Annotated in this window: 25 protein-coding genes and 1 tRNA gene; 14 read left to right on the plus strand and 12 right to left on the minus strand. The window is 68.6% G+C overall.

The window, feature by feature from the left end; all coding sequences use genetic code 11:
• Positions 1–28 precede the first annotated feature (28 nt).
• Genes E4J89_RS19880 through E4J89_RS03170 form a run of 6 tightly spaced genes read left to right on the plus strand, consistent with a single transcriptional unit; the run spans position 29 to position 6,675 of the window.
• Positions 29–1,720 (plus strand): glycerophosphoryl diester phosphodiesterase membrane domain-containing protein, encoded by a 1,692-nt coding sequence (locus E4J89_RS19880; protein WP_136784661.1) that lies wholly within the window; start codon positions 29–31, stop codon positions 1,718–1,720.
• Complete coding sequence (locus E4J89_RS03150; protein ID WP_205754388.1) at positions 1,708–2,397, plus strand: DUF4129 domain-containing protein; 690 nt, start codon at positions 1,708–1,710, stop codon at positions 2,395–2,397. Before E4J89_RS19880 ends, E4J89_RS03150 begins: the two co-directional genes overlap by 13 nt.
• On the plus strand, positions 2,394–3,659 hold the full coding sequence (locus E4J89_RS03155; RefSeq protein ID WP_136784663.1) for a DUF4350 domain-containing protein: 1,266 nt from the start codon (positions 2,394–2,396) through the stop codon (positions 3,657–3,659). Before E4J89_RS03150 ends, E4J89_RS03155 begins: the two co-directional genes overlap by 4 nt.
• Complete coding sequence (locus E4J89_RS03160) at positions 3,656–4,675, plus strand: MoxR family ATPase (protein WP_136784664.1); 1,020 nt, start codon at positions 3,656–3,658, stop codon at positions 4,673–4,675. The genes E4J89_RS03155 and E4J89_RS03160 overlap by 4 nt, the downstream gene beginning before the upstream one ends.
• Before the next feature lie 7 nt (positions 4,676–4,682).
• Positions 4,683–5,975: a DUF58 domain-containing protein gene (locus E4J89_RS03165; protein ID WP_136784665.1), complete on the plus strand. Its 1,293-nt coding sequence runs from the start codon at positions 4,683–4,685 to the stop codon at positions 5,973–5,975.
• A gap of 58 nt (positions 5,976–6,033) precedes the next feature.
• Positions 6,034–6,675, plus strand: a complete 642-nt coding sequence (locus tag E4J89_RS03170) for a DUF4166 domain-containing protein (RefSeq protein WP_169303913.1) — start codon at positions 6,034–6,036, stop codon at positions 6,673–6,675.
• A 145-nt stretch (positions 6,676–6,820) separates the two neighbouring features.
• On the opposite strand, the gene E4J89_RS03175 is transcribed toward E4J89_RS03170, so the two are convergent.
• The 5 genes from E4J89_RS03175 to E4J89_RS03195 form a co-directional block, all read right to left on the minus strand.
• Positions 6,821–7,903 carry a hypothetical protein gene (locus E4J89_RS03175; RefSeq protein ID WP_136784667.1) on the minus strand — a complete coding sequence of 361 codons (1,083 nt, stop codon included), beginning with the start codon at positions 7,901–7,903 and terminating at the stop codon, positions 6,821–6,823.
• On the minus strand, positions 7,881–8,246 hold the full coding sequence (locus E4J89_RS03180; protein WP_136784668.1) for a chorismate mutase: 366 nt from the start codon (positions 8,244–8,246) through the stop codon (positions 7,881–7,883). Before E4J89_RS03180 ends, E4J89_RS03175 begins: the two co-directional genes overlap by 23 nt.
• 73 nt (positions 8,247–8,319) lie before the next feature.
• Positions 8,320–9,456 carry a tRNA 2-thiouridine(34) synthase MnmA gene (gene mnmA, locus E4J89_RS03185; RefSeq protein WP_136784669.1) on the minus strand — a complete coding sequence of 379 codons (1,137 nt, stop codon included), beginning with the start codon at positions 9,454–9,456 and terminating at the stop codon, positions 8,320–8,322.
• Between the two features lie 80 nt (positions 9,457–9,536).
• Positions 9,537–10,760 carry a cysteine desulfurase family protein gene (locus tag E4J89_RS03190; protein WP_136784670.1) on the minus strand — a complete coding sequence of 408 codons (1,224 nt, stop codon included), beginning with the start codon at positions 10,758–10,760 and terminating at the stop codon, positions 9,537–9,539.
• A 45-nt stretch (positions 10,761–10,805) separates the two neighbouring features.
• Positions 10,806–11,471: a helix-turn-helix domain-containing protein gene (locus E4J89_RS03195; protein WP_136784671.1), complete on the minus strand. Its 666-nt coding sequence runs from the start codon at positions 11,469–11,471 to the stop codon at positions 10,806–10,808.
• 179 nt (positions 11,472–11,650) lie between these two features.
• Here E4J89_RS03195 and E4J89_RS03200 point away from each other — a divergent pair, with 179 nt between their 5' ends.
• Genes E4J89_RS03200 through E4J89_RS03210 form a run of 3 tightly spaced genes read left to right on the plus strand, consistent with a single transcriptional unit; the run spans position 11,651 to position 14,636 of the window.
• Positions 11,651–12,886 (plus strand): FAD-dependent oxidoreductase, encoded by a 1,236-nt coding sequence (locus E4J89_RS03200; RefSeq protein ID WP_136784672.1) that lies wholly within the window; start codon positions 11,651–11,653, stop codon positions 12,884–12,886.
• A complete protein-coding gene (folP, locus tag E4J89_RS03205) occupies positions 12,883–13,827 on the plus strand; it encodes a dihydropteroate synthase (RefSeq protein WP_240691675.1) in 945 nt (314 codons plus the stop codon). The genes E4J89_RS03200 and folP overlap by 4 nt, the downstream gene beginning before the upstream one ends.
• Complete coding sequence (locus E4J89_RS03210) at positions 13,824–14,636, plus strand: pyrimidine reductase family protein (RefSeq protein WP_136784673.1); 813 nt, start codon at positions 13,824–13,826, stop codon at positions 14,634–14,636. The genes folP and E4J89_RS03210 overlap by 4 nt, the downstream gene beginning before the upstream one ends.
• On the opposite strand, the gene E4J89_RS03215 is transcribed toward E4J89_RS03210, so the two are convergent.
• Complete coding sequence (locus tag E4J89_RS03215; protein ID WP_136784674.1) at positions 14,558–15,463, minus strand: diacylglycerol kinase family protein; 906 nt, start codon at positions 15,461–15,463, stop codon at positions 14,558–14,560. The genes E4J89_RS03210 and E4J89_RS03215 overlap by 79 nt on opposite strands.
• 134 nt (positions 15,464–15,597) lie before the next feature.
• Here E4J89_RS03215 and E4J89_RS03220 point away from each other — a divergent pair, with 134 nt between their 5' ends.
• From E4J89_RS03220 to E4J89_RS03230, 3 genes are all read left to right on the plus strand, one after another.
• Positions 15,598–16,533 carry a J domain-containing protein gene (locus E4J89_RS03220; protein WP_136784675.1) on the plus strand — a complete coding sequence of 312 codons (936 nt, stop codon included), beginning with the start codon at positions 15,598–15,600 and terminating at the stop codon, positions 16,531–16,533.
• A 90-nt stretch (positions 16,534–16,623) separates the two neighbouring features.
• Positions 16,624–17,091, plus strand: a complete 468-nt coding sequence (locus tag E4J89_RS03225) for a tRNA (cytidine(34)-2'-O)-methyltransferase (RefSeq protein ID WP_136784676.1) — start codon at positions 16,624–16,626, stop codon at positions 17,089–17,091.
• A 72-nt stretch (positions 17,092–17,163) separates the two neighbouring features.
• Positions 17,164–17,748 carry an anti-sigma factor gene (locus tag E4J89_RS03230; RefSeq protein ID WP_136784677.1) on the plus strand — a complete coding sequence of 195 codons (585 nt, stop codon included), beginning with the start codon at positions 17,164–17,166 and terminating at the stop codon, positions 17,746–17,748.
• Between the two features lie 185 nt (positions 17,749–17,933).
• On the opposite strand, the gene E4J89_RS03235 is transcribed toward E4J89_RS03230, so the two are convergent.
• The 4 genes from E4J89_RS03235 to E4J89_RS03250 form a co-directional block, all read right to left on the minus strand.
• Positions 17,934–18,680: a PIG-L deacetylase family protein gene (locus E4J89_RS03235; protein WP_136784678.1), complete on the minus strand. Its 747-nt coding sequence runs from the start codon at positions 18,678–18,680 to the stop codon at positions 17,934–17,936.
• A gap of 5 nt (positions 18,681–18,685) precedes the next feature.
• Positions 18,686–19,630 (minus strand): electron transfer flavoprotein subunit alpha/FixB family protein, encoded by a 945-nt coding sequence (locus tag E4J89_RS03240; protein ID WP_136784679.1) that lies wholly within the window; start codon positions 19,628–19,630, stop codon positions 18,686–18,688.
• A gap of 33 nt (positions 19,631–19,663) precedes the next feature.
• The gene (locus E4J89_RS03245) at positions 19,664–20,479 is read right to left on the minus strand and encodes an electron transfer flavoprotein subunit beta/FixA family protein (protein ID WP_205754389.1); all 816 of its coding nucleotides are present in this window, start codon (positions 20,477–20,479) and stop codon (positions 19,664–19,666) included.
• A 151-nt stretch (positions 20,480–20,630) separates the two neighbouring features.
• Positions 20,631–22,157 carry a trypsin-like peptidase domain-containing protein gene (locus tag E4J89_RS03250; RefSeq protein WP_136784680.1) on the minus strand — a complete coding sequence of 509 codons (1,527 nt, stop codon included), beginning with the start codon at positions 22,155–22,157 and terminating at the stop codon, positions 20,631–20,633.
• Positions 22,158–22,493: 336 nt separating this feature from the next.
• On the opposite strand from E4J89_RS03250, the gene E4J89_RS03255 reads away from it, so the two are divergent.
• The gene (locus E4J89_RS03255; protein ID WP_136784681.1) at positions 22,494–24,548 is read left to right on the plus strand and encodes a TPM domain-containing protein; all 2,055 of its coding nucleotides are present in this window, start codon (positions 22,494–22,496) and stop codon (positions 24,546–24,548) included.
• Positions 24,549–24,623: 75 nt separating this feature from the next.
• Positions 24,624–25,391 (plus strand): PspA/IM30 family protein, encoded by a 768-nt coding sequence (locus E4J89_RS03260; RefSeq protein WP_136784682.1) that lies wholly within the window; start codon positions 24,624–24,626, stop codon positions 25,389–25,391.
• A 71-nt stretch (positions 25,392–25,462) separates the two neighbouring features.
• Here the strand turns inward: E4J89_RS03260 and E4J89_RS03265 are convergent, their stop codons facing one another.
• Together E4J89_RS03265 and E4J89_RS03270 are read right to left on the minus strand one after the other, a co-directional pair.
• Positions 25,463–26,584 (minus strand): hypothetical protein, encoded by a 1,122-nt coding sequence (locus E4J89_RS03265; RefSeq protein WP_136784683.1) that lies wholly within the window; start codon positions 26,582–26,584, stop codon positions 25,463–25,465.
• 148 nt (positions 26,585–26,732) lie between these two features.
• Positions 26,733–26,806, minus strand: a tRNA-Met gene (locus E4J89_RS03270).
• Between the last annotated feature and the right edge of the window lie 37 nt (positions 26,807–26,843).

Here is a 26,843-nt window from a genome sequence, read left to right on the forward strand (position 1 = left end):
CCACACGAGACCAGAAAGACGGAACGCGATGAGCCACGGGGCCAACGACGCCGGGCATGACAGCAGGAATCCGCAACGGCAGGGCTCCGGCGGCACCAGGCCTGATGGCGCCGGCCCTGATGGCACTGAGCCTCGAGGCACTGAGTCTCACGGCGCTGAGGCTCATGGCGCTGGCATCAACGGCACCGGGCGTTCCGAACCGGGCTGGCAGGGCAACGACGCCGGCCTGCAGCAGCCCGCCCAGCAGGATGCGGCCGCCCAGCAGCCCTGGAGCCAGCCGGCAGCGCCGGCCGCGCCCGGTCAGCCGACCTGGGGGCAGCAGCCCGCTTGGGGACAGCAACCGGTGTGGGGCCAACCGGGACCGGTGCCGCAGCAGCCGACATGGGCACAGCCGGGCCAGCAGCCGCGGCCCGCCCAGGCCGGTTGGAGCCAGCAGCAGTGGGGGCAGCCCGCGCCTGGCCAGCCGTGGGGACAGCCCGGCCAGACATCCGGACAGCCCGCTCCCGGCCAAGCGTGGGGACACCCCGCGCCCGGCCAGCCGTCCGGGCAAGCCGGCCAGCAGTGGGGGCAGCCCGCTCCTGCCCAAGCGTGGGGACAGCAGTCCGGACCGTGGCAGGGCCAGCAAGGCGGCGGCTGGCCGGTTCCGACCGGTCCCGGTCCGTACCGCGGCTATGTGGCTCCGCCGAAGCCGGGTGTCATCCCGCTGCGCCCGCTCGGTGTGGGCGAGATCCTCGACGGCGCTTTCCAGGCTGCCCGCAAGAACGCCGGGGCCGTCTTCGGCACGGCGGTGCTGCTCCAGGTAGTGGTCAGCGCGCTGGCCTGGCTGGTCGGCGGACTGATCATTTCGGCCTTCGGCGGCCTGCAGGTCATGGCCAACGAGGAACTCACCGACGAATCCGCGGTGGCTTTCGGCCTCTCCATCATCATCTCCTCGCTGGTCCTGGGCCTGTTGTCCAGCGTCGGCGTCCTGGTCCTGCAAGGCGTGCTTGCCATCCCCACGGCGAGGGCCGCGGTCAACCAGAAAACCGGCTTCCGCCTGATGTTCGCGCTTGCCAAGGGCCGGATCGGAGCCTTGGCCGTGCTGGGCCTGCTGTATCTGGCCCTGACAGCCGTCGCGCTGGTGGTGATTATCGCCGGCTCGTTCTTCCTGGCCGACCAGCTGGGCGTTTCCTCGGTCTGGATCATCGTGCTGATCATTCTCGGCCTGACGGCGGTGTCCATCTGGATCGGCATCAAACTGATGCTGGCCCCGGCAGTCATCATCATGGAACGGGCACCGCTCTTCCGTGCGCTCGCCCGGTCGTGGCAGCTGACCAACCACAGCTGGTGGCGGACTTTCGGCATCATCCTGCTGTGCACCATCATCGTCACCGTGATCACCTCCGTGGTCAGCATGCCGATTTCGTTCATCATCGGGCTGGCCGGCCCGCTGATGGGCGATCCGACGTCGGCCGAGAGCATGCTGGCCACCATGGGCCCGCTCACGCTGGTGTCGATGCTGCTCTCGTCGATCTTCTCGGCCATCGGCTACGCCTTCCAGGCCGCAGTGATCGCACTGGTCTACATCGACCTGCGGATCCGCCGCGAGGGCTTCGACGTGGTGCTGCTGCGCGAGCACGAAGCCTCCGGTGGCCAGGACACCCGCAGCATCCCGGGACTGGGCGCCGGATCAGCGCACGGCTCCGCGGTCCCGGGGCGGTCCGGGCCGTGGACGCCGTGACTGCGGTTCCGGCGGCACTCGCGTTCGCGGCCGCCCTGGTCAATCCGGGTCCGGAGGAAGCACGCGAACTGCTGGTCCGCGAACTGGCCAAGCAGGAGTACCAGGATGCCCGCCCCGGAGTCTTGGAATCGGTGCTGCAGGGCATCCTCGACTGGTTCGCCGAGGTGATCTCGCAGTTGAACGGCTTCAGCCCGAACCTGGGCACCCTGATCCTGGTCCTCGCCGTCCTGTTGGTGATCGGCGCGGCCGTGTGGGTGGTCAAGCCGCGGCGCAACGCCCGCCGTCGGGCAGCAGCGGAGATTTTCGACGCCGCCGCCCCCCTCACCGCCGACGAACACCGCAAGAATTCCCGCGAGGCGGCCGCCCGAGGCGATTGGGACACTGCCCTCACCGAGCGGTTCCGCGCGCTGGTGCGCTCGATGGAAGAGCGCGTGGTGCTGGATCCGCAGCCCGGCCGGACCGCCGACGAGGCCGCCGCCGGGATCGCTGCTGCGTTCAGTGCCGAGGCAGGCCGGCTGCGGGCCGCGGCCAATCGTTTCGACTCGGTGCGTTACGGCAAGGTGCCTGCGTCCCGCGACGATGTCGAGCGGCTGGCAGGCCTGGATGATTCCTTGGCTGCAGCATCGCCGGTTTCGGCCGGCGACACCAGCCTTCCGCCGCTGGCGGTTCCGCGATGACGCCGGCTGGAACAACGGCGGCACCGGCAGCGGTTCCCGCCGGTCGGCCCGGAAGCCCAACTGCCGGAGCAGCGGGCCACGAATCCGCGGACCGGCCGGAAACGGTGGGCGACGGCGGCAGCGTGTGGTCCACGCTCCGTAACCGGCTCCGCCGGTGGAGCTTCTGGCTCATTTTGCTGGTGCTGCTCTGCGGCGTCGTCGCACTGGAGTTGCTCCGCGGCCCGGCGGCCGACCGTGCCGACCTCTCCCCCGGGAACGCCGCGCCCAACGGCGCCAAGGCCGTGGCCGAGGTACTCCGCCAGCAAGGCGTCCAGGTTGTTGCTACCGACTCGCTGCAGGAAACGCGCGACCAACTCCACGCCGCCGGCGGCACTCTGCTGATCCATGATCCGAACGGTTACCTGTCGGCGGAGCAACTGGAACCGCTGAAGGCACAGGCCGGCCGGATTGTGCTGCTGGAGCCCGGTTTTGAGGCCCTGCGGGCGCTCGCCCCGGGTGTCCGGGCGGCAGGCGTCATCCCTGCCGACGGCGGAAACTTGCCCGCCGACTGCCGTCAGCCCGGCCCCACCACCGCCGGCGAGATCACCCGGGGCGGATTCTCCTACCGCGGTGGCAGCGACATGTGCTTCGCCGTCGATACTGCCGCCGGGGACGCAGCGCCCTACGTGCTCTCCGACGACGGTGCCACCGTTGTGCTGGGGGCCGGCCACGTGCTCAGCAACGAAGCCATAGTCCAGGCCGGCAACGCGGCGCTGGCCCTGAACACTTTGGGCGCCACGGACCGGCTGGTCTGGTACCGGGCGGGCCCGCAGGACGTGCCCGTGGCCGACGCACCGGTCAACCCGATGAGCCTGCTGCCGGAATGGGTGCTGCCGGTATCCCTGTGGCTGATGGCCGTCGGCGTCGTTGCCATGTTCTGGCGCGGCCGACGGCTCGGTCCGCTGGTGTCCGAGCCGCTGCCGGTCTTGGTCCGCTCGGCCGAGACGATCGAGGGCCGCGCCAGGCTCTACCAGAACGCCAAGGCCGTGAATCACGCCGCGGACAACCTGCGCGCCGCCACAATGACGCGGCTGGCCGCCCAACTGCGCCTGCCCGCGGGAGCCAGCAGCGCCGACGTCGTGAATGCGGTAGCCCGGAACAGCGGCCGCTCACGGGCGGAACTGGAACGCCTGCTGCGCCACGAGGAGCCCGGAACCGAAGCCCGGCTGGTGGCCTGGGCCCAAGAACTTCAGCAGCTAGAGAAAGAGGTAACGCACCGATGAGCGAACAGACTGGACAGTGGCAGGCAGCCCAGTACGGCGGCGGCCCCGCCGTGGCCACACCGCCCGACGACCGCCTGCGCCAGGCCCTGCATGATGTGCGCGGCGAGGTGGCCAAAGCCGTCGTGGGCCAGGACTCCACCGTGACCGGACTGCTGATCGCGCTGCTCTCGCACGGGCATGTGCTGCTCGAAGGCGTTCCCGGAGTGGCGAAGACGCTGCTGGTCCGTTCGCTCTCCGCCGCGCTGAGCCTGGATACCAAGCGGATCCAGTTCACCCCGGACCTGATGCCGGGCGACGTGACCGGCTCGATGATCTACGACACCCACACCTCCGAATTCCGGTTCCGCGAGGGGCCGGTGTTCACCAATATCCTGCTGGCCGACGAGATCAACCGCACGCCGCCGAAGACCCAGGCGTCGCTGCTGGAGGCCATGGAAGAGCGCCAGGTCTCGGTGGACGGCACGTCGCGGAAGCTGCCCGAACCGTTCATCGTGGCGGCCACCCAGAACCCGGTGGAATACGAGGGCACCTACCCGCTGCCGGAAGCCCAGCTGGACCGCTTCCTGCTGAAGCTGACCATGAACCTGCCGGACCGCGACGCCGAAATCGAAATCATCCGCCGCCACAGCCTGGGCTTTGACCCGCGCGACCTGCAGGGCGCCGGAGTGCGGGCCGTCGCCTCGGCCGAGGACCTGGTCCAGGCCAGGGCCGCCGTGGCCAGGGTGGCGATCGCGCCCGAGGTTGTCGGCTACATCGTGGACCTGGTCCGGGCCACCCGGTCGGCGCCGTCCTTCCAGCTGGGCGTCTCGCCGCGCGGCGCCACCGCGCTGCTCAACACCTCCCGGGCCTGGGCCTGGCTGAACGGGCGCGGCTTCGTCACTCCGGACGACGTCAAGGCGCTGGCCCTGCCGGCGCTGCGGCACCGGGTCAGCCTGCGGCCGGAAGCGCAGATGGACGGGGTCCAGGCCGACGACGTGCTGCAGAGCATCCTGGCCACCGTGCCGGTCCCCCGCTGAGCACGCCGTGGCGATCACCGGGCGTTTTGTCCTGCTGGCCCTGGCGGGCATTCTCCCGCTGCTGCTCTTTCCGCGACCGGCCACGGTGCTGGTATGGTGCCTGCTCCTGGCAGTGGCAGTGACTGTGGACCTTGCGCTGGCCGTGTCTCCGCGCCGGGTGGGGCTGCAGCGGCGGCTGCCGGCGAATGTCCGGCTGGGCGAATCCGTGACGGCCCAGCTCCTGCTGGCCAATCATGGCCGCCGCCAGTTGCGCGCCGTGCTGCGCGACGGTTGGCAGCCCTCGGCCGGTGCCGTGAATCCCGACCAGCGGGTGCGGATATCCCCGGGCGAACGGCGGCTGCTGCAGGTCCAGTTGACGCCCCTACGCCGCGGCGACCTCCTGGCGCACCACGTGGCCATCCGGTCGCTCGGTCCGCTCGGCGTGGCCGCCCGGCAGATCACCATCAGCCTGCCGGGCCGGCTGCGGGTGCTGCCGCCGTTCCACTCCAAGCGGCATCTGCCCTCCAAACTGCGCAAGCTGCGCGAACTGGATGGACGCGTTGCGGTGCAGATCCGCGGCGCGGGTACGGAGTTCGACTCGCTGCGCGATTATGTGCGCGGCGACGACGTGCGCTCCATCGACTGGCGCGCCACCGCCCGGCGGCAGGCCGTCGTCGTGCGCACTTGGCGGCCGGAACGCGACCGCCGCGTGGTGATCGTGCTGGATACCTCCCGCACCTCTGCCGCCCGGATCGAAGACGAGCCGCGGCTGGACACCGGGATCGAAGCGTCCCTGCTGCTGGCGGTGCTCGCCGAACGCGGCGGCGACCGGGTGGACTTCCTGGCCTTCGACAGGCGGCCGCGCGCCAAAGTCGCCTCCGCGGCCAAGGGCAATCTGCTCAACCAGTTGGTCAACGCCATGGCCCCGCTGGACCCGGAGCTGATCGAAGCGGACTGGTCGCAGATACCTGCCGAGATCCATGCCCTGTCCTCGCACCGGTCCCTGGTGGTGCTGCTCACCGCACTGGATTCCGGCGCGGCCGAAGAGGGGCTGCTGCCGGTGCTGGCCCAGCTGACCGCGAAGCACACCGTGGTGGTCGCCTCGGTCAACGATCCGCACGTGGACCGGCTGCGCACCGTCCGCGACACCGCGGACGACACGTTCCGGGCAGCGGCCGCGGAACGGGCCATGCTGGAACGGGCCGCCGTTGCGGCCCAGATCCGCCAGCTCGGCGCCGAAGTGGTGGACGCTCCCCCGCACGAGCTGCCGCCCCAGCTGGCCGATATGTACATCCGGCTCAAAGCCGCCGGCAGGCTCTAGCCGCCATGGGATCTGTCAAGGAAAAGCCCGCCATGGATCTGGCTCCGGAGGTGAGACAGTGGCCTCTGTCTACCAGTTAGCGCTGGGACCGGACTTCCGGTTGCTCCAGCCCGAGTTGCAGCAGTACTTCTCGCTATCGCCCGCTGCGCAGAACGACGGCGGTGCGACAGTCAGCGGCGTCGGTTCCGGAACGTTCGACGTGGCAGGTTGCCCGATCCCGGTGCTGCGGCCATTCCTCACCCTGGCCAGCAGCGACAACGCGTTGTTCCCCGAATACCAGCACCAGGTACCCTTCACCATCGAGAATCGGGCCTCGCTGGCTGCGGGCGGCCATCCGCAGCTCACCGCCGTCAGGACGCTCCACTTCGAAAACCGGACCCGGATCATGGAGGACCGGACCAGCTGGGACGATGCCCTGGGCACTGCGGTCGGTGCGCTGGGGCGGAGCGGCCGCTTGCTGACGGACGTGACGTGCTCGGTCGGCGGCGGGGGCAGCATGCGGATCGTCTCGCGCCGCAGCCGCCTGGCCACCGGCCGCCGCTCAGTCCGGCTGCCGCTCTTGTTCGACGCGGCGGCCTTCACCGAACAATGGTGGGACGACTACGACCAGCGCTTCCGAATTCGCACGAAGGTCATTCAACGGCAATTCGGGACCGTGCTCGAATACGACGGGTCCTTCACCTATTCGGCACCGGCGTAGTCCGCGCCTGCGGCCCCGGGACACGGCCGAGGACTGCGGACCACACCGGACACGCTCCCGGCCGGCATGCTCACGCTTCCGCGCCTGCGGCCCCGGACACGGCCGAGGGCCGCGGAACACACCGGCACGGTCCCGACCGGCATGCTCACGCTTCCGCGACGACCTGGTTCAGTGCATCCGCCGTCTGCGTCAACCGCTTCACCACCGAGCGTGCTGCTTCGGGTGCCGACCCTGCCAGTCCGGCGGACGGCGTGATCCGCAGCTGGGGCAGGCGTTTCAAGGGCAAACCCAGCTGCCGCCACGGCCGAACTACTGACTCAACCAATGCCGTCACCTGCGGGATTCTTTCGACCGCAGGGTCGATCAGGCCCGCCCAGATGCGCCGATCGGCTTCCACCGCCGCAGCAATGGTTTCCCATTGCCGGGCCTTCAGCCCACCCACCGGGATCGCAAAGCCGTCCAGGCTGCTGCTTGCCACCGCATCCAGCGCGGAATCGGCGGCCGGTAGCTGCGCCACCACTTCCACGGCACCGGCGTCGCGCAGGGCGGATGCCACCAAGTCCCAGGCGGAGAATACTTCCGACGCTGCCACCGAACGCAGGGTCCGGTAGCCGCTGGCGGTGGGAATGCTGCCGGCCAGGACGGCGTCGACTTCCGGCTCGTCCAGCTGGACCACCAGCTCCGTGCCGGCCGGCAGCGAGGCCCTGACCTGGGCAAGGTGCCCCGCCGCGCCGTCCGCCAACGATTGGGCAAGGTCACGCCGGGCGCCGGCGTCGATCAGGGCCCGTTCGCCGTTGTGCAGGTAGAGGTTGGCGGCCAGCGACATCGGACCGCGCAACTGGACTTTGAAGTGGTTGCCCGGCCTGTCCTCGGCACCAACCACATCGGCCAGCACGTTCAGGTCGGTGCGCAACGCGGAAACAGCCCGGCGGTGGTCCTGGCCCGGGCGGTTTACCAGCCGCCAGCCGTGCGGCTGCAGGTCAATGAAGAGTTCCGCCAGGAATCCGGCGGTCCGCGCGACCGGATCGGCCCCGACACCGCGGTCCGGCAGCTCGACCAGATGCGGCAGGTTCGGCTCGCCCAGTTCACCGCGGATGATCCGGGCCGCCTCCGCCGGGTCCGTTCCGGGCCAGCTGCCCAGTCCGGTGGCGCTCACTTGGCTGGGCCGCGCCTCGGCGGCGGCCGCATCGGAGCCGACTGTCACGTCAGTTGCCGCCGTTGTGCTCATCGGAGATGGCCTGGTGGTGCCTGATGACCTCGGAGATGATGAAGTTCAGGAATTTCTCGGCGAAGGCAGGGTCCAGATGCGCTTCCTCGGCGAGCCGCCGCAACCGGGCGATCTGGGCGGTTTCGCGGTCGGGATCGGCCGGGGGCAGCTTGTGCCTTGCCTTGAGGTAGCCCACCCGCTGCGTCGCCTTGAACCGCTCGGCCAACAGATACACCAAGGTTGCGTCGATGTTGTCGATGCTGCCGCGCACCGCCAGCAGCTCCGCCATCACCTCGGGAGCCACCTGGTCGGAGAGTGAGCTGGCGGTCGGGTCAAAGTCATCGGCAAGGCGGGGCTCGGTCATGGTCCCAGTTTATGGTTCGGCCCGCACCGGCATTGCACCGGTTACTCCTGTGTGAAGCCCGGGGCAGCGAGTGTCAGGAAACCTTGGCCGGGTCCCAGCTCAGCGAACGCGCCGAATCGATCGTGGCCTGGCCCAGCACCCGGGTGCCCTGGTAGAGGACCATGGTCTGGCCGGGAGCCACACCGCGCATCGGTTCGATCAGCGTGACCACCAGCTGCTGCCGGCCGTCGTCGTCGAGCTCCGACTGGGCCCGCGCGGCCACCGGGTCGCCGTGCGCCCGGACCTGCACCATGCAGTCGAAAGCCGTCTGCGCTTCCACCTCGGGCAGCGGCAGGCCGGCCCAGGACACTTTGATGCCTCGCATCTGGTCCACGGCCAGCAAGGCCTCCGGCCCCACCACCACCTTGTTCTCCTTGGGCCGGATCTCCAGCACGAACCGCGGCTTGCCGTCCGGCGCCGGCCGGCCCAGCTTCAGTCCCCGGCGCTGGCCGACGGTGAAGGCGTTCGCCCCCTCGTGTTCGCCGACGACCTGGCCGTCCTGGTCGACGATGGATCCGGATTCCATCTCGATCTTCTCGGCCAGCCAGCCACGGGTGTCGCCGTCGGAAATGAAGCAAATGTCGTGGCTGTCCGGCTTGTTCGCCACGGAGAGCCCGCGCCGCGCAGCTTCGGCACGTACCTCGGCCTTGGACGGCGTTTCAGCCAGCGGAAACATGGAGTGCTTGAGCTGCTCGTGGGTCAGCACGCCCAACACGTAGGACTGGTCCTTGGCCCAGTCGGCGGCGCGGTGCAGTTCGCGGTTGCCGTGCTCATCCTCGATGACCTTGGCGTAGTGGCCGGTGCACACCGCGTCGAAGCCCAGCGCCAGCGCCTTCTCCAGCAGGGCGGCGAACTTGATCCGCTCGTTGCAGCGCATGCAGGGGTTCGGCGTCCGGCCGGCAGCGTATTCGGCGATGAAATCATCCACCACGTCTTCCTTGAACCGTTCGGAGAAGTCCCAGACGTAGTACGGGATGCCGAGGATGTCGCAGGCGCGCCAGGCGTCACGCGAATCCTCGATGGTGCAGCAGCCGCGGCTGCCGGTGCGGAGCGTGCCGGGCATCCGGCTCAGGGCCAGATGCACGCCCACCACGTCGTGGCCGGCCTCCACCGCCCGTGCCGCTGCCACGGCGGAGTCCACGCCGCCGCTCATCGCTGCCAGTACCTTCATGAATTCGTTTCCCTACTGATGTGTTGTCTGTGTCAACCGCGGCACACCGTTTGCGCCGTCGGCCCGCGCCGCAGCGCCGGTCAACCCGCCTGTGTACCGGCGGTCTGGATGCTGGAGACGTGCCCGGCCATGCCGGCCTTTTTGGCACGCGCGTACGCCTCGGGCAGCGCAGCCACCAAGGTGTCAACGTCGGAGTCGGTGGTTGTATGCCCGAGCGTGAAGCGTTGTGCGCCACGGGCTTCTTCTTCGCTGAGCCCCATGGCCAGCAGGACGTGCGAGGGCCGCGGCACTCCTGCGGTGCAGGCCGAGCCGGTGGAGGACTCGACGCCGGCCAGATCCAGCAGGAACAGCAGCGAATCCCCCTCGCAGCCCGGGAAGGTGAAGTGCGCGTTGCCCGGCAGCCGCCGGCCTTGCTGTTCCCGGTCCGGAGTCCCTCGCAGGACCGCCTCCGGAACGGAGCGTACGACGCCGGCGATGAGTTTTTCGCGCAGTCCCGCCAACCGCCGGGCTTCGTCCGGCAAGTGTCCGACGACGGTCTCCGCCGCGGCGGCGAAGGCGGCAATCGCCGGGGTGTCCAGGGTGCCGGACCTGATGTCGCGTTCCTGTCCGCCGCCGTGCTGGACCGGAGTCAGCTTCACGTCCCGGCGGACCAGCAGCGCGCCCACCCCCACCGGGCCGCCGATCTTGTGCCCGGTGATCGCCATGGTGTCCAGTCCTGATGCCTTGAAGTCCACCGGCAGATGACCGAAGGCCTGGACTGCGTCGGAGTGGACCGGGATCCCCTGTGCTTGGGCGGCAGCAACGATCTCCGCCACCGGCTGGACGCTGCCGACCTCGTTGTTGGCCCACATGACGGTAATCAAAGCCACGGCTGCGGGGTCCGCGTCGATTTCGCGCTGCACGGCCTCCACCGGGACCACGCCGTCGGAATCGACCGGCAGCCAGACCGCCTCGGCCCCCTCGTGCTTTTCCAGCCATTCCACCGTGTCCAGCACTGCATGGTGCTCCACCGGCGAACACAAAATCCGCCGGCGCCGGGGATCGGCGTCGTGCCGCGACCAGTAGAGCCCCTTGACGGCCAGATTGTCGGCCTCGGTGCCGCCGGAGGTGAAAATCACTTCGGACGGATGGGCTCCGGTTGCGGCGGCGATGGTCTCGCGGGCGTCCTCGACCACCCTGCGGGCGCGGCGGCCGGAGCCGTGCAGCGATGAGGGGTTGCCGCTGCGGCTGAGTTCATGGGTGAGTGCGGCCAGGGCCTGCGCCAGAATGGGCGTGGTCGCCGCGTGGTCAAGGTACACGGGCACGCCAACATTTTACATGCCCGAATGTCCCCCGTGCGGGGCTCTGGGTCAAGCAGGCCGCTTGCGGTTGATTCTGGCGCAGCAGAACGGTCCGTCCGGATCTGCGGCGATGCTGTGGTCCCGGTCCGCGCAGCCGGCCAGCATTCCTTCCAGCAGGGCCAGGTTCAGCCCGCACACGGTCTGGGTGTGGCTCCGGGCCAGCAAGTGGAACGGGCAGTTTCCCAGCGCGAAGCCGGCAGCATCGGGCAACGGCCGGTAGCCCGCCGATGCCAGTGCGGCTTCCAGGCCGGCCGCGCCGGCCCCGAGCTCCTGGCCTTTGGCCCGGGCCGCCTCGGCCACCAGCTCATGCGCCGGGCGCGCCGTTTTGGCTGATTCCTCCACCGCCGTGGCCAGCAGGTCACCGGCCAGGTCGTAGGAGCGTTCCGGCACCGAGGCGGAGACTTCCGGCACCGCGGCCGTGTAGACCTTCGACGGACGGCCGGAGCCCGGCCCGGATTTGCCGCTGAGTTTGCGGAACTCCACGTTTAGCAGCCCGTGCCCGGCCAAGGCGTCCAACTGGAGGGACACGGTGCTGCGCGGCAGATCCAAGTCGGCGGCGGCCTGGTCCCGGGTCACCGGTTCGGCGCTGTGCCGGACAAACTCGAACAGGCGGCGGCGAACGTCGTCGCCCAGGGCGGTGACGGCCGAAAGTCCGGGTGACGGCTGGTAACTCATGGCGATCTTTCCGGTGGCGGGTGCATTGACTTATGCGATGCGGATTTCTAAAGTCGAACATACCTATTTTAGAACATCTGGCCCTGCCCCAACAGGCAGCTGCCAGTGCTTCCATCAGATCGGCAGCCGCCGGGGTTCGGCCCGCAAAGTGCCTGCCGGCATTGTGAAGGAGCGCTGCCATGGCAGAGAACCCGATCGTTATTGCCGGAGCCGGACTCACCGGCGCCACCGCGGCCGAGGCGCTGCGCGCCGGCGGCTACAGTGGTGAACTGGTGCTTGCCGGCACCGAGGACCAGCACCCTTATATCCGGCCGCCGCTGTCCAAGGATTTCCTGGCCGGGCGCGAGGACGCGCAGGCGGCGCTGGTGCAGCCGCCGGGCTGGTATGCCGAGCACGGCGTCCGGCTGCTGCGCGGCACTACGGTGGAGTCCTTCGATCCCGGCGCCCGCACCGTGACGTTCTCCGACGCCATCACCCTTCGGTATTCGGAACTGCTGTTGGCCACCGGGGCGTCGCCTCGGCGGCTGCAGCTGCCCGGCGCCGAGCTGGAAGGCGTGCACTATTTGCGCACGCTCGGTGAGAGCGAATCGCTGCATACCGTGCTGGCCGCGGGATCCCAGCGGCTGGTGGTGCTCGGCATGGGCTGGATTGGCATGGAGGTTGCCGCCACAGCACGCCAGCTGGGCAACGAGGTAACCCTTGTGGGCCGCGGCGAGATCCCGCTGGCCTCGGCACTGGGCGGAACCATTGGCAGCATCTTCGCGGACACCCATCGCCGCGAGGGCGTGCTGCTGCGCACCGGGCGCAGGCCCGTGGAAATCCTCGGCGAGGCCGGCAAAGTCAGCGGTGTGCTGCTGGACGACGGCGAGCGCGTGCCCGCGGATCTGGTGCTGGCAGCCATCGGCGCCGTCCCGAACACGGCGGTGGCCGAAGCCGCCGGTCTGGCGGTCTCCGACGGCATCACCACCGACCAGCAGCTGCGTACTTCAGCCGAACACGTCTTTGCCGCCGGCGACGTGGCCCGCGCCTTTCATCCGGTCTACGGTGCGCCGCTGCGCAGCGAGCACTGGGCGAATGCCATAGCGCAGGGCAAAACTGCCGCTGCCGCCATGCTGGGCCAGGATGCATCCAACGACGACATCCCGTACTTCTACACCGACCAGTTTGGTATCGGGATGGAATACTCCGGTTATTTCCCGTGGGCGGCAGAAACCGAACCGGTATTCCGTGGCAGCTACCAGGACCCGGACAAGTTGGAGTTCATTGCGTTTTGGCTGCGCAATGGCAAGGTAGTGGCTGGTATGAATGTAAACATCTGGGACGTCCAAGAACCCATCCAGGACCTGATCCGGTCCGGCCGCACCGTGGCTGCCGCGGACCTGTCCAACCCTGACAAGGAGCTGACCAGCCTGTGAGCCAACCTGCGACGGACCAGACGCCGTCCGGCGCCTTCCTGCCCGAACTGCACCATCCGGTGCACGAATTCGGCTCCCGCCGGATCGATTTCCGCTCGCAGGTGGCGCTGATGGCCATCGTCAACCGGACGCCGGATTCGTTCTACGACGGCGGCCGGACGTTCGCGCTGGACGCCGCCATCGATGCCTCGATGCAGGCGGTGGCCGCGGGTGCGGACTGGGTGGACATCGGCGGGGTGCCCTTCGCGCCCGGGCCGGCCCTGTCCGCGCGCGAAGAAGCGGAACGGATTGTTCCGGTGATCGAGGCGGTGCGGGCGGCGTCGGACGTGGTGATCTCCGCCGATACCTTCCTGCCGGAAGTGGCCGCGGCGAGCCTCCGGGCCGGCGCCAACGTCATCAACGACACCACCGGACTGCACGATCCGGACATGGCGGCGGTCGTGGCGGAAGGTGGGGCCCATCTGGTCATCACCCACTCGCTGGCCGCTCCCCGCACGGTGTATCCGCGGCCCCGCTACGGCGACGTGGTCGAGGACGTTGTCGGCTTCCTCCGCCGCAAGGTGGACCTGGCCGTGGACCTGGGCATTCCCGCGGAGAAAATCATCATCGACCCCGGCCACGACCTGAACAAAAACACGCTGCACTCGCTGGAAATCACCCGCCGTTTCGGTGAAATCGCCGCGCTCGGCTATCCGGCGTTGGCGGCGGTGTCCAACAAGGACTTCATCGGCGAAACGCTGGACCAGCCAAAACAGGAACGGCTGTCCGGCTCGCTGGCGGCAGCCGTCATCTGCGTCATGAACGGCGCGCGGATCCTGCGCATGCACAACGTGCCCGAAGCCAGTGCCGCCATCCGGATGGCCGAGGCGGTGCTGGGCTGGCGCGAACCGTCCTATCTCAAGCACAACATGGGCGAAGCCAACGAACCGGCGGCGCCATGACCCGGCCGATCCGGCGCATCCTGCCGCCGGGGCCGGAGCAGGCCACCGACCAGGACCTGCTGGACTGGTACGGCGAACTCCCCCGGACCGGGCCATGGGTCCGGTTCAACTTCGTCGCCAGCCTGGACGGCGCGGCCACCTACCAGGGCCGCTCCGGAACGCTGGGCGACGCCGTGGACCAGCGGGTCTTCCTGCTGCTGCGGCGGCTGGCCGACGTCCTGCTGGTCGGGGCCGGAACCATTCGGGCAGAGGGATATGGCGGCGAGTTGCTCTCGGCCGAGTCACAGGCCTGGCGCACCGCCCGGGGCATGAGCCCGCATCCCCCGGTGGCGGTGGTCTCCGCCTCGCTGGACCTTGATCCGGACAGCGAGTTCTTCACGGCAGCACCGGTGCGGCCGATCGTGTTGACCAGCGCGGCGTCCCCCGCGACCCGCCGCCGCGCGCTGGAACCGATGGCGGACGTGGTCGACGCCGGCACCAGCCGGGTGGAACCGGCGTTGATCGTGAAGGCCCTGGCGGACCGTGGTTACCAGCAGCTACACAGCGAGGGCGGCCCCACCCTCTTCGGCAGCTTCCAGGCCGCAGGACTGGTCGACGAGCTGTGCCTGACCATCAGCCCGCTGCTGGCCGGCGGCACCGCCAAGCGGATATCGGACCATGTGCCGGGGCAGTCGCTGCAGCGGCTGGAATTGCGCCAGGTACTGGAGTCAGGATCCATGCTGCTGTTGCGTTACACCGCGGCACACAACGCCCCGGGCACCACGTCGACCGACACCGGCAACCTGCCGACCGGCTCGCCGTCGGCATAAGCGGTGACGCCGGCCGCCTCCAACCGGACCGTCCGCACCCGCTCGATGTGGACCGCAGGATGGCTGGTGTGCCGGCCGGCGTAGACGCGCGGAAAGATGCCCAAAAAGGCGGGACGAGACAGCGGCGAGACAATGAACAGGTCCAGCGCGCCGTCGTCGTACGCGGCCTGCGGAACAATGCGCATCCCGCCGCCAATCGACCGGCCGTTGGCAATGGCAACCAGCATTGCGTCGGTCTGCCGCGGCACCCCGTCCACCACCAGGCTGTAGCTCAGCGGGCGGAAGGAGGCCAGTTCGCGCAGCATCGCCAGCGGGTAGCGCAGGCGGCCGCGCGGAAAGCGCCAGTGGTTGGCCCGGTCGTTGACCGCGGCGTCGAAGCCTGCGGAAAGGACCCCGGCGAACCAGCACGCGGTTCCGTCCTCACGGGTCACCCGGCCCAGGTCCACCCTCCGCGGCTGCTCCAGTGACTGCAGGAAGTGCCCGACGGCGGTGCGCGGCTCCGCGGGCAGGTTGAACAACCGGGCAAAATCGTTTCCGGTCCCCGTGGGCACTATGCCCAGCGGAACCTGCGTGCCCGCCAGCGCGTTGACTGCTAAATGAACCATTCCGTCCCCGCCCACCACCAACAGGGCGGAGATTCCCCGGCGCAGCTCGCCGGCCACCCGGTCCGCGAGCGCGGACCACGTCTCTGCCCGCAGCTCGACGGCGTTCCGGCCGTATCGGGCCAACTCTGCCATCACTTCCGCACCGGCGCGGGCAGTGGCCCCGAACGCGGCATGGGGATTGATGGCGACGGCGATTGGGGCGGAGGACGGCAGCGAAGTCACAGCAGTTCATTGTGGCAGCACGACCGGCTGCAGCCGCGGCACGACACAGGCGGCCGGTTCCCGGCGGTTACGGCGGTTACGGCGGTTACACTGGGCTTCGCGCAGGACCCCCAGACCCTACAGAGAGGCGGCCGGTGACTCCCCCATCCCACTACGATGCCTTGGGGCTGCCGGTCAATGCCACCGCACAGCAGATTAAGGCCGCGTACCGCAGGGCCGCACGCGCCACGCATCCCGACCACGGCGGGGACCCCGCCGAGTTCCGCCGCGTTAGCCTTGCCTACGAAGTGCTGAGCAACCCGCAGACCCGGTCACGCTATGACCGCTCCTACGGCGCTGCCACGGCCCCGCCGGCACGGACGGACAGCGCCGAATCCTTCGCGGCGTCTGCTGCCCCAGCCGCGCCCCGGCGTGCGCCCGGACAGCGCGGGCCCTCGGCCGCGGACGCGCCGATCTACGTTCCCGCCTATGGCTCGGCCGAGGCTTCCACCGGGCTGGCCGAGAACATCGCCCGCCAGCAAATCCACGGAGTGCCGCGCAAACGCGGCATCTTCGGTGCCGGTGCCCGGCTGCGTCGCGAAGCGCTGAGCGTGCAACTGATCAGCCGGCAGATCCTGCCCGCCATTCCGTCGGCGCGTTTGGTCAACGGTCTGCACTCGCCGGCCGACAACGGTTTCATCGACCATGCGCTGCTGGCCGGCTACCGGCTGGCTCTGATCGATTCGATGCTACTGCCGCGCGGGAACTTCCGCTGGGACGGCCGGACCCTGCACAAGGACGGCCGGGTAGTGGAGCCGCCGCTGCTGGCACCGGCGGTCCGGCGGATGCAGGAGCTGTTCCCGGAGCTCAATGTCACCGGCTGGATCGTGCTCCACTCTGCGGACGGGAATCTGCACGAACCGGTGATCGACTACACGCGCGGCTACGATCCGGACGGAATCGCCCCGGTGCACGTGGTCAACGCCGCCCGGCTGGTGCGCGAAGTCAAGCAGTTCCTGTCCTCCGGACCGGCACCGAACACCGTGCACGTCCCCTCGCTGGCCCGGCTGCTGGCAGGCATGCACAGCTGACCGGCGTCAGTTCCCGGGCCGACCCGCACGGCCGGTGCTTCGAGGCGGGTCGGTGCGGCCCGGTGCTTCGGCGCGCTTAGGATGGAATCCGTGTTCCGCATCCTCTTCTACACTCCCGAGATCCCCGGCAATACCGGCAACGCCATCCGGCTGGCCGCGGTCACCGGAGCCGAACTGCACCTGGTTGAACCCCTGGGCTTCACCTTCGAAGACTCCAAACTCCGCCGCGCCGGCCTGGATTACCACGATCTGGCCGTGGTCCACGTCCACGCCAATCTGGAGGCGGCCTGGCAAGCCCTGCGGCCGGAACGGGTCTTCGCTTTTACCTCGGACGGTGAGACCTCCTACACCGACGTCTCCTACGTTCCCGGCGACGTTCTGATGTTCGGCCCGGAGTCGGTTGGGCTGCCGGATGCGGTCAAGCAGGATGCCCACGTGACCGCACGCCTGCGCCTGCCCATGCTGCCGTCCCTGCGGTCGCTGAACCTGGCCAACTCGGCCTCGATCGCCGTCTACGAAGCCTGGCGGCAGCACGGCTTTGCCGGCGCAAAGCTGTAGAGGCCGCCGGAAACAGCGGCGTGTCGTCGGCGAAGGAGCCGCCGCGCTTGGGGACCGATAGACTGGCACCCTATGGATACGCCACAGCCATCTGATCGCCTGGCCAGCCCCGCAGACTCCGAGGGGAACGACTACGCAGCAGCGGATGAGGACCATTCCGTACTGCACGCCGACCAGTTGACCGGCGGACCGGAAGAGGACGGGCGGCGGCACATGCCCGCGGTGACCAAGTGGCTGTTGTTGGCCCTGGCCGCCATCGTGGTGATCATCGGAGCCATCGCCGTCGCGGGGGCCCTCGGCGGAACCTCCGACCAGGACGTTGCCGACGCTCCCGACGTCGTCACCAGCCAGCAGGACGTCGAAGGCGGCGGCACCGTCGACGCCTCGATCTCGCTGGGCAAGAACGCCGCTGTCCTGACGTTCAATGATGTTGCGGCGTCCGAGGGACGCACCTACCAGGTGTGGCGGGTTCCGCTGGACGGCTCCGCGCCGGTATCGGCCGGAACTATTGATGCCGCCGACATCTCCGCAGGCAATCCCGTGGTGATCGATGGCATCTCCACGACCCGCGAACTGGCTGTCTCGGTCGAGGCACCCGGCGGGGCGGAGTCCCCCAGCCTGCCGTTCGCCGTGATCATTCCCACGCCGGCCGGCTAGCCCGCGCCGGCTGGCCGGACCCGCGGCGTTGGGCGGGCACAGCGTCGGGCCGCCACAGCGTTGGACCGCCACAGCGCTGGCCAGCCCGCGCCAAGCGGCGGAATCCTGCAGCAATTTGATACCCACGGCAGTGCCCGGCCCGCAGCGGCGCCGGGCGCTGCTGCCGAATCGGCAGACTTCCGGCGTCAGAAGCCGGCGATCGTCTCCGGAGTGTTGATCCCGACCACGTGGAACGCCTCCGAGCTGCGGCCTGCGGGAAGGCCGCCGCGTGCGGCGTTCTCGGCCAGATTCTGTCGCACCCGGGTGTCCATCGCGGCCAGGTCCGGGTGCTGGCTTGCGTGGATCCGGATGGCTGCCAGCTTGGTGTCGACCCAGTCGGTGATGTCCACGTGGTGGTTCTCCCGTTCCCGGGGGCCACCGTAGAACCACAGATAGGGCACCTTGTGGGCTGCCAGACCTTCCTCGAGCAGTTCCGGATAGGCATACGGGTTCTCCACTGCCGGGTAAATAGCACGGGTCACGATTTCGCCGCAGGCCAAGTGGTCCGGGTGGCTCTTCTGGATCCGCTCCCAGGCCCGCTCCGGGTGCATGGACAGCACGATGTCGGGACGGATCCGCCGCATCAACGCCACCGTCTGCCGGATGACTTCATGGGTGGGCTCCAGATAGCCGTCGGGCTGGTGCAGGAAATGCAGGTCCGTCACCCCGGCCAATGCGGCCGCCTTCGCCTGCTCGGCCGCCCGCAGCTCCACAATGTCGGCGCGCTGCGCGTCGTCGAAGCCTCCGGCGTCGCCGTCGGTCATGATGCAGTAACTCACCTGCACGCCCGCGGCCGTCCAGCGGGCGATCGTGCCCGCCGCGCCGAAATCCAGATCGTCCGGGTGGGCGGCAAACACCAGGACCCGCGCCGGCTTGAACTCAGCAGCCGTCATCGCCGCTAGCCCTTCCGCCGGCGGATCTCGGCGGCGGCCTGTGGCAACACCTCGGCCAGGTCGCCGACGATGCCGAAGTCGGCAATCTCAAAGACCGGCGAGTCGGCGTCGTTGTTGACCGCCACAATCACCTTGGCGGTCTGCATGCCGGCTTTCTGCTGGATGGCGCCGGAGATGCCGGCGGAGACGTAGAGCTGCGGCGAGACGGTCTGGCCGGTCTGGCCCACCTGTGCCGAGTGCTCGATCCAACCCGCGTCGGTCGCGGCCCGGGATGCACCCACGGCCCCGCCCAGCGCGTCGGCCAGGTCCTCGATCGGAGAGAAGTCTCCGCCGGTGCCGCGGCCGCCGGCAACCACCACGCGGGCCTCGGTCAGCGCCGGCCGCCCGCTGGCTGCCTTCTCCGCGCGGTGCGTGATGCGCGCCGCCGGACCGAAGTCCCCGACGTCGACCGTCGTCACTTCCGGCACCGCCGCGGCGTCCGCGGGAGCCTCGGTGACGGCGTTGGCCTTCACCGTGACAATCGGCGTACCCCGGCCCACCTGTGCCTGCACCGTGTAGGAACCGGCCAGCACGCTCTTGGTCACGGTCAGGTCGGCGGAGACCCCGATCGCGTCGGTGATCACGCCGGAGTCCAGCTTGATTCCGGTTCGGGCGGCAATCTCCTTGCCTTCGAACGTGTTGGGCAGCAGCACCGCGGCCGGGTCGGCTGCACGGGCGGCAGCGGCAACGAACGCGGCCTTCGGGGCCACCAGGGCTCCGTCCAGGTCCGCGGACGGGCGGTAGAGCGTCCCGACGCCGTAGTCCCCGAGCGTGGTCCGGACGGCGTCGGTGAGGTCTCCGTTGAACGCTGCCACCGGCTCGCCAATGGTGCGCGCCAGCGTGAGCAGTTCCAACTGGCCCTTGTGGAGGGCCTGGCCGGGGTGGTCGATAAAGACAAGAACTGTAGGCATGGTGCCGGTATCCTTCGCGGTTTCCGTGGCGGACTAGAGCAGGTTCTGGGCGGCCAGGAAGTCCACCAGGCGGATGCCGGCGTCGCCCTCATCGTTGATGATGGTGCCCTGCGATCGCGGCGGGCGTGCTTCGGCCGTCCGGACAGCGGTCCAGGCGCCGGCGGTGCCGACCTCTGTTGGCTGAATGCCCAGATCCGCCAGCGTCACTGTGGCAACCGACTTTTTCTTGGCCGCGATGATGCCCTTGAAGTTCGGATAGCGCGGTTCGTTGATCTGGTCCGTGACGGATACCAGCGCCGGAAGTTCGGCTTCGAGCGTGTCGGAATGCGTGTCCCCGTCGCGGCGGGCACGGACCGTGGTCCCGTCCAGTTCGAGGCTGGCGACGAAGGTCAGCTGCGGCAGGCCCAGTCGCTCGGCCAGCTGGGCAGGAACCAGCGAGGTTTCGCCGTCGGTGGAGGCCATGCCGGTGAGGACCAGGTCCACGTCGCCGAGGCTACGGATGGCGGCGGCCAGGACCAGCGACGTTCCGGTGGCGTCGGAGCCGGCCAGCGCGTCGTCGTTCACATGCAGGCCCTCGGTGGCGCCGATCTGCAGGGCTTTCTTCACTGCAGTGGCGGCCGCTGCCGGTCCCATGGTCAGCGCAATGACCCGGTTGCCGGCCTTCGGACCGCCGCGCTCCTCCGCCAACTGCAAGGCGGATTCAATGGCATATTCGTCCAGTTCGGACAGGATGCTCTCGGACCGGTCCACCGTTGCCGGATCGCCGGTCAGATGGCGGTCGAACTGTGCGTCCGGTACATATTTGACCAGCACCACGATGTTCAAGGCTGTGCCTGCTGCTTTTTGCATCCTCGCTGAACTTCCTTCCGCCGTCCACGGCCCGCGCGGGTGTTGCGGGTCGCTGCAAACACCCTAACCTTACCGGGAACGCCGGCCCGGTAAACACTTGCGGCCCCGCCGTGGGAAGCAGGGCCGCAGGAGCGTCGCAGGAAGGTGGAGGTCAGGCCTGACCCTCGCTCAGGGTCACGTCGGCGGTGTGTGTTTCGCCGCCGCGCAGGTAGGTCACCTTGACCGTGCTGCCGGCCGCATGTTCACGGATGGCGGCGGTCAGTGACTGGCTGTCCTCAATAGCCCGGTTTTCCACGCCGGTGATCACATCGCCCTTCTGCAGTCCGGCCTTCGCTGCCGGTGAATCCTTCACTACCTCGACCACGTCCGCGCCGACCGAGAATTGCGTGTTGCCGGCGGAATTGCCGGACGCCTTGGCGGTGACCGAGACCCCGAGCATGCCGTGGCTTGCCGACCCGTCCTTGATCAGTTCCTGGGCAACCCGCTGTGCGTAGTTGCTGGGGACGGCGAAGCCGACGCCGATGCTGCCGCTGTCTTCGCTGGAGGACGCGATGGCCACGTTGACGCCGATCACCTCGCCCTTGGTGTTCACCAGCGCGCCGCCGGAGTTGCCGTGGTTAATGGCCGCGTCGGTTTGGATTACGTTCAGGAAGATGCTGCCCTGGTTGGCGGACTGCTTCTCGCCGGGGAACTGGAAGTTGAACTGGTCGTTGGGACTGGGCTGGGCATTGTCGCCGGAATTTTCCGGAACCGCCGAGGACGAGACGCTGATGGTCCGGCTCAGCGTGGACACGATTCCGTCCGTGACGGTCCCCGCCAGCCCCAGCGGCGCGCCGATCGCGATCGTGGTGTCGCCGACGTTGAGCTTCCCGGAGTCGCCAAACGCCGCCGGGGTGAGGCCCTCGGCGTCGATCTTGATCACGGCCAGATCCGACAGCGGGTCGGTGCCCACAACCGTGGCCTTGTGCACCTTGCCGTCGCTGGTGCGGACTTCGACGTCGGGATTGGACGTTTGGCCGCCCAGCGTCACCACATGCGTGTTGGTGAGGATGTGACCCTCGGTGTCCAGGATGATGCCGGAGCCGGAACCGCCGGTATTGCCGCTGGCCACCGAAATCGTCACCACGCTCGGAGAAGCCTTGGCTGCGGCCGCGGTGATTTCGTTGACCGAATCGGTGTTGTTCACGATCAACTGCTTGGGGGCGTCGCCGGTAATCGATGTGCCCGCTGTTCCATCGGCCAGTGCCTGCGACCCCACGGCCACGCCGCCGCCGGCCAGACCCGCCAGCAGCATGCCGGCAATCAGCGTCCCGGTGCCGAAACGCTTTTTGGCGCTCACCGCGCTCTGCTGCCCGCCGCCGTAGCCGGATGTTGCCCCGTAGCCGTGGCTGCCGTAGCCACCATGGCCGGATGAAGTGTCCTGGCCGTAGGGCGGCGCGTTGTGCTGGCCGAAGCTACCCGGAGCGTACTGGCCGTATTGCAGCGTCGGGGAGGTCAGGGGCTGTGTCTGTTCCTGTCCGGGAACCTGCCGGGCCGCATCTGGGGCCGGGGAACTGAACTGCTCGGTGTCGTTGGCAGCGGACCGCTGCTCTCCGGACCCGTAGGCCGGCGGGTTCTGCGGCTGGGGCGGTACTGCCCGCGCGGGCCGCTGCTGCGGGTCCTGATTGTTCTCGGTCATGGCAGGTCCTTTCTTGGTCTGCAGTCCACTATGCACGGCGTCGCTGGGATAACGTCGCACGTTTCCTGAAAGGTTTCTGGGAAGCAGCCGGATGCGTACGACGGCGGTGCGTGGCGCCGTCTGGTAGCCCCGCAAGTCGCCAGAGCGGCGCAAGGAGCGGATCTGCAGGGGTCGCGGTGTCGCCTGTAGCGTTCGCCGCAGGCGGAGGGCACCGGTGGACTGCGTCAAATACAGGACCATAGAATCACAATGGCGGATCCGTCCCGGTTCGGGGCCGGAGCATGCTGACGAGCCGGGGCACCACGGCCCCAGTTTGCGTTTGCCGAAGGGACCTACATGCGTTCATCGTTCAGGCGTCTGGCGGCCACAGCCGGCCTGACCGCAGTCTTCCTTGCGCCGGCTTCACTGGCGCACGCCGTGCCTCCGGTCGACTTTCCGCCAGGCGAGTTTGTGATGGACCAAGCCGGCGTGCTGGGTGCCCGATCTGGTGAAGTCGAGGACGCCGTGCGCGAACTGCAGCAGTCTGAAGGCTTGAACGTCTACATCGTGTACGTGGACGAGTTCACCGACCCGACCGACCGCGGACAGTGGGTGCTGGACACATCGAAGCTAAACTCGATGGGCTCCACCGACAGCATGCTCGCCGTCGCCGTCGACACCCGGGAAGCGTACTTCCAATCCGCCCCAGGCAATCCGGTGGCTTCCAAAGACCAGAATATTTACCAGTCGGCCGTGCCCGAACTGAGCCAAGACCAGTGGGCCGACGCTGCCCTCACCACGGTTGCTGCCGTCAAGGACGCTGCGACGGGCGGCGATGGATCGGTCAAATCCGGCGGCGGTGTCTCGCTCGCCCCGGTGCTGCTGATCGGCGGCGTGCTGGTGGTGGGCGGCGGTGCGGCCCTGCTCTATACCCGCTCCAAGCGGAACAAGAAGCTCCGGCAGCAGCCGCAGCTGGTCCCCGGCCCCGACGGCCGTCCGCTCGATCCGCATGATGCCATGTCCGTTGTGGATCTGCGGAAGAAGGCCGGGAGCCTGCTGGTGGCCGCGGACGACGCGATCAAGTCCAGCGAGCAGGAACTGGGCTTCGCCATGGCGCAGTACGGCGATAAAGCAGTGCAGCCGTTCCGCCAGGACATCGCGGCGGCCAAGTCCCACATGATGGAGTCCTTCAAGCTGCAGCAGCAGCTCGACGACCATATACCGGACACCGAACAGGAGCAGCGCGCCTGGCTCGGCGACATCATCCGTCGCTGTGAAGCGGTCAATGATTCCCTGCAGGCGCACAAGGAAGACTTTGACGCGCTGCGGGAGCTGGAGAAAACCGCGCCGCAGGCACTTGAGCAGGCACGCGCTGCTGCGCAGGATACCCGAAGCCGCCTGGCTGACGGCACGGCGCGGTTGCAGGAGCTCCGCGGCCGCTACGCCGACACCGCGCTCCAACAGGTTGCCGACAACATCGATCAGGCCGGAGAGCGGCTGGATTTCGTCGAAAACGCAGCCACCACTGCACAGGGCAAGCTGGACGAGGGAGACCGCAGCGCCGCCGTGATCGCCGTGCGTGCCGCCGAGGAAAGCCTGCACCAGGCCAACATCCTGCTGGAGGCCATCGCCAAGACGGCCAAGGACCTCGACGACGCCCGGAACAGCATGGAACGGACCGTCTCCGATGCCGCCCAGGACATTGCCCAGGCCAAAGCCATGATGGCGTCCGGACAGCATCCCGAGCTGGCCGGGCCGGTGGCCGGTCTGGAAGCAGCGCTGTCCGCGGTCCAGCAGCAGGTCGCCGGAGGGCGCATCGACCCGATCATGATGGCGCAACGGCTTGAGGAAGCCATGGATCCGCTGGATGCCTCGCTCTCCGGCATCCGGGACGCGCAGGACCGCAACCGGCGAGCCAGGGAGGCCCTGCAGCACGCCATCATGTCTGCGCAGGCGCAGATCTCCGGCACCTCCGATTACATCCAGGCCCGCCGCGGAGGGGTCCGGAGCGAAGCCCGCACCCGACTGGCCGAGGCCGAACGGAACCTGGACCATGCCCTGGCGATCGCGGACTCCGATCCGGAACAGGCCCTGAATTACGCCCGGCAGGCCAACGCCCTGGCCCAGCAGGCCAGCCAGATGGCCCAACAAGACGTGGACGGCTTCGGCGGCATGGGCGGATTCGGCGGCGGCGGCATGTTCGGCGGCCGGGGCGGCGGGTTGGGCGGAGCCATCCTCGGCGGCATCTTGATCGATTCCATTCTGCGCGGCGGCCACGGCTCGCACGGCGACGGCGGGATCTTCGGCGGCGGCGGGGGTGACGTTTTCGGCGGCGGCGGCTTCGGCGGTTTCGGCGGTGGCGGCGGCTTCGGCGGCTTCGGTGACGGCGGCGGAGCAGGCGGAAACTTCTAGACCAGACAGGCCGGGCAGCCAACCGGCTGCCCGGAAGGCAAACAGTTCGAGTAACCCAGATCGAAAGGCATCACCGTGGTAAAGCACTCCATTTTCGGCCGCATCGCACAACTGGCCAAGGCGAACATCAACTCACTGATCGACCAGGCCGAAGATCCGCAGAAAATGCTGGATCAGATGGTCCGCGACTACACGAACAACATCGCCGAAGCCGAAAGCGCCGTCGCGCAGACCATCGGCAACCTGCGGATGCTGCAGGACGACTACAACCAGGACCTTGAGAACGCCAACAGTTGGGGCAACAAGGCGCTGGCTGCCAGCCGCAAGGCTGACGAGTACCGTTCCGCCGGGCAGGCAGCCGATGCCGAGAAGTTCGACAACCTTGCCAAGGTAGCGATCCAACGGCAGATTTCGTCGGAGAACGAAGCCAAGGGCGCCGAGCCGACCATCTCGTCACAAACCGAGATCGTTGAGAAGCTCAAGCAGGGTCTCAACCAGATGAAGTCAAAGCTCAATGAGTTGCAGAACAAGCGCGATGAACTGATCGCCCGTTCCAAGACCGTTCAGGCCCAGTCCCAGGTCCACGACGCGATCAAGAGCATCGATGTTCTGGACCCGACCAGCGAAGTTGGCCGCTTCGAGGAAAAGATCCGCCGCGAAGAGGCGAAGGTGCGCGGTCAGGCCGAGCTGGCTGCCTCCAGCTTGGATGCCCAGTTCGAGAGCCTGGAAGACCTCGGTGAGCAGACCGAGGTGGAGGCGCGGCTCGCCGCCCTGAAGGCCGGCAGCAGCGCGGGGCCGTCGTCACTCGAGGCGGGCAAAGAAGCGACGTCGGAAACCTACTGACCCTGCAGCCGACGCGGACGCGATGAATGGCTCCGGCCGCACCTGAAGAGGTGCGGCCGGAGCCTTCTTCTTTAGCGGCGGGGTTTCGCTGCCCGGAGGGAGCGGTGGCCTGCAGGGCGTCCGCGTTTGGCCGGGACATCCGGGGCGCGGCGGAGGGCCCGCGGATTGAAATGCCGCGGCCGGTGCTCGCCTGCCACCAGCGGGCCGGCCGGCTGTTCGCGCAGCCCCGTCTCTCCCCCGTCCTGGCTCGGCAGTGGTTGGCGGGACCCCCCGGTGGATACCGTCCGCGGCGTCGCTGCCGGCGATGCCGCAATTGACTCGACTGCCGCAGCAGCAGCTGGGCCGCGCAGCGACCCTCGTTGACCATCCCGGGGCTGTGGCTTACGCAGCAGGAGCCAGCCGGTCAGTGCCAGATAGGCAGCTGGGATCAGCCACACCGGAATGGTCTGCAGAGCATCGGTCAGTGCCCCGTGGACGCCGTGTGCGGCGTCGATCAGCCGGTCTTCGACCTGGGTTCCGGCGGCGTCGCGCACGGCGAAGAAGGCGTAGTAGGCGGTGCCCAGCCCGGCGAGCAGGAGCAGGTAGCCTTGCGCTTTATCCAGCATGAATCCGGTGGCGGGCCATCGCCGCCCGGCGGCGCCACCCAGCCATGATGCGGCGGCGCAGAGAAGACCGAAGCCGGCGAGCAAGCCGAGGAGGTAGGCAGCGATTTCCACACCGGCGGCGCCCGCACCGGTCCCCCGCTCACCTTCCATTCTCGCCAGCAGCTCCGGAAGCTGCGGCGCCAATGAAGCCAGTCCGGTCACTGCACCGGCTACTGCGAGGCCGGTCAGCCGGATGCGTGATCCACCAACCGGGGACGCTGCCTGCAGCAGCGGCACGCGGCCGCCCGCGACCAGGAAGGATGCCAGCAGCACGACCAGCATCCCCGTGCCGGCCGAGACATACGCCAAAGCGCCCGCCGCGTCCGCCGGGCCGCCCGGCACCAACAGCGCCAGCGTAAATGAGGCAGCATAGCCGCCGGTCAAGGCCAGCGCAGCGGCGGCAGACCAGCGCGTACCGCCTGATGTCGTCGGGTCGGAGGCACGGGCGGCGACCATGGCGAGCCATACCGGCAAAAACAGCAGGCTGCATGGATTGAATAAGGCTGCTACTCCGGCGGCGAGGGCATAGCTGGGCACTGATTCAAACATGGGATAAACAGCGATCTTTCCAGGGGAAAATCGGGACGGGTGAAACCATTCTATCCGCCGCGCCCAGCCCAGTGATCCGCGCCGGAAATGCTGCTGGGAACGCAAATGCCCCGTCCGAGGTGACCTCGGACGGGGCATTTGTGTTTCGTTGCGGGGAGAGGATTTGAACCTCTGACCTCTGGGTTATGAGCCCAGCGAGCTACCGAACTGCTCCACCCCGCGGCGCAGTGAATACTCTACCGGCCGCGGGATGGTGAAG

Origin of the sequence: Arthrobacter sp. CAU 1506 (genome assembly GCF_005047635.1) — a bacterium.
Taxonomy (GTDB): Bacteria; Actinomycetota; Actinomycetes; order Actinomycetales; family Micrococcaceae; genus Crystallibacter.

Coding starts and splice junctions, on each gene's coding strand:
- E4J89_RS03155 (WP_136784663.1), top strand. CDS start 2,394: ATGACGCCGGCTGGAACAACGGCGGCACCGGCAGCGGTTCCCGCCGGT.
- mnmA (WP_136784669.1), bottom strand. CDS start 9,456: ATGAAGGTACTGGCAGCGATGAGCGGCGGCGTGGACTCCGCCGTGGCA.
- E4J89_RS03265 (WP_136784683.1), bottom strand. CDS start 26,584: ATGTTTGAATCAGTGCCCAGCTATGCCCTCGCCGCCGGAGTAGCAGCC.
- E4J89_RS03255 (WP_136784681.1), top strand. CDS start 22,494: ATGCGTTCATCGTTCAGGCGTCTGGCGGCCACAGCCGGCCTGACCGCA.
- E4J89_RS03160 (WP_136784664.1), top strand. CDS start 3,656: ATGAGCGAACAGACTGGACAGTGGCAGGCAGCCCAGTACGGCGGCGGC.
- E4J89_RS03250 (WP_136784680.1), bottom strand. CDS start 22,157: ATGACCGAGAACAATCAGGACCCGCAGCAGCGGCCCGCGCGGGCAGTA.
- E4J89_RS03210 (WP_136784673.1), top strand. CDS start 13,824: ATGACCCGGCCGATCCGGCGCATCCTGCCGCCGGGGCCGGAGCAGGCC.
- E4J89_RS03195 (WP_136784671.1), bottom strand. CDS start 11,471: ATGAGTTACCAGCCGTCACCCGGACTTTCGGCCGTCACCGCCCTGGGC.
- E4J89_RS03230 (WP_136784677.1), top strand. CDS start 17,164: ATGGATACGCCACAGCCATCTGATCGCCTGGCCAGCCCCGCAGACTCC.
- E4J89_RS03245 (WP_205754389.1), bottom strand. CDS start 20,479: ATGCAAAAAGCAGCAGGCACAGCCTTGAACATCGTGGTGCTGGTCAAA.
- E4J89_RS03235 (WP_136784678.1), bottom strand. CDS start 18,680: ATGACGGCTGCTGAGTTCAAGCCGGCGCGGGTCCTGGTGTTTGCCGCC.
- E4J89_RS19880 (WP_136784661.1), top strand. CDS start 29: ATGAGCCACGGGGCCAACGACGCCGGGCATGACAGCAGGAATCCGCAA.
- E4J89_RS03180 (WP_136784668.1), bottom strand. CDS start 8,246: ATGACCGAGCCCCGCCTTGCCGATGACTTTGACCCGACCGCCAGCTCA.
- E4J89_RS03240 (WP_136784679.1), bottom strand. CDS start 19,630: ATGCCTACAGTTCTTGTCTTTATCGACCACCCCGGCCAGGCCCTCCAC.
- E4J89_RS03200 (WP_136784672.1), top strand. CDS start 11,651: ATGGCAGAGAACCCGATCGTTATTGCCGGAGCCGGACTCACCGGCGCC.
- E4J89_RS03175 (WP_136784667.1), bottom strand. CDS start 7,903: ATGAGCACAACGGCGGCAACTGACGTGACAGTCGGCTCCGATGCGGCC.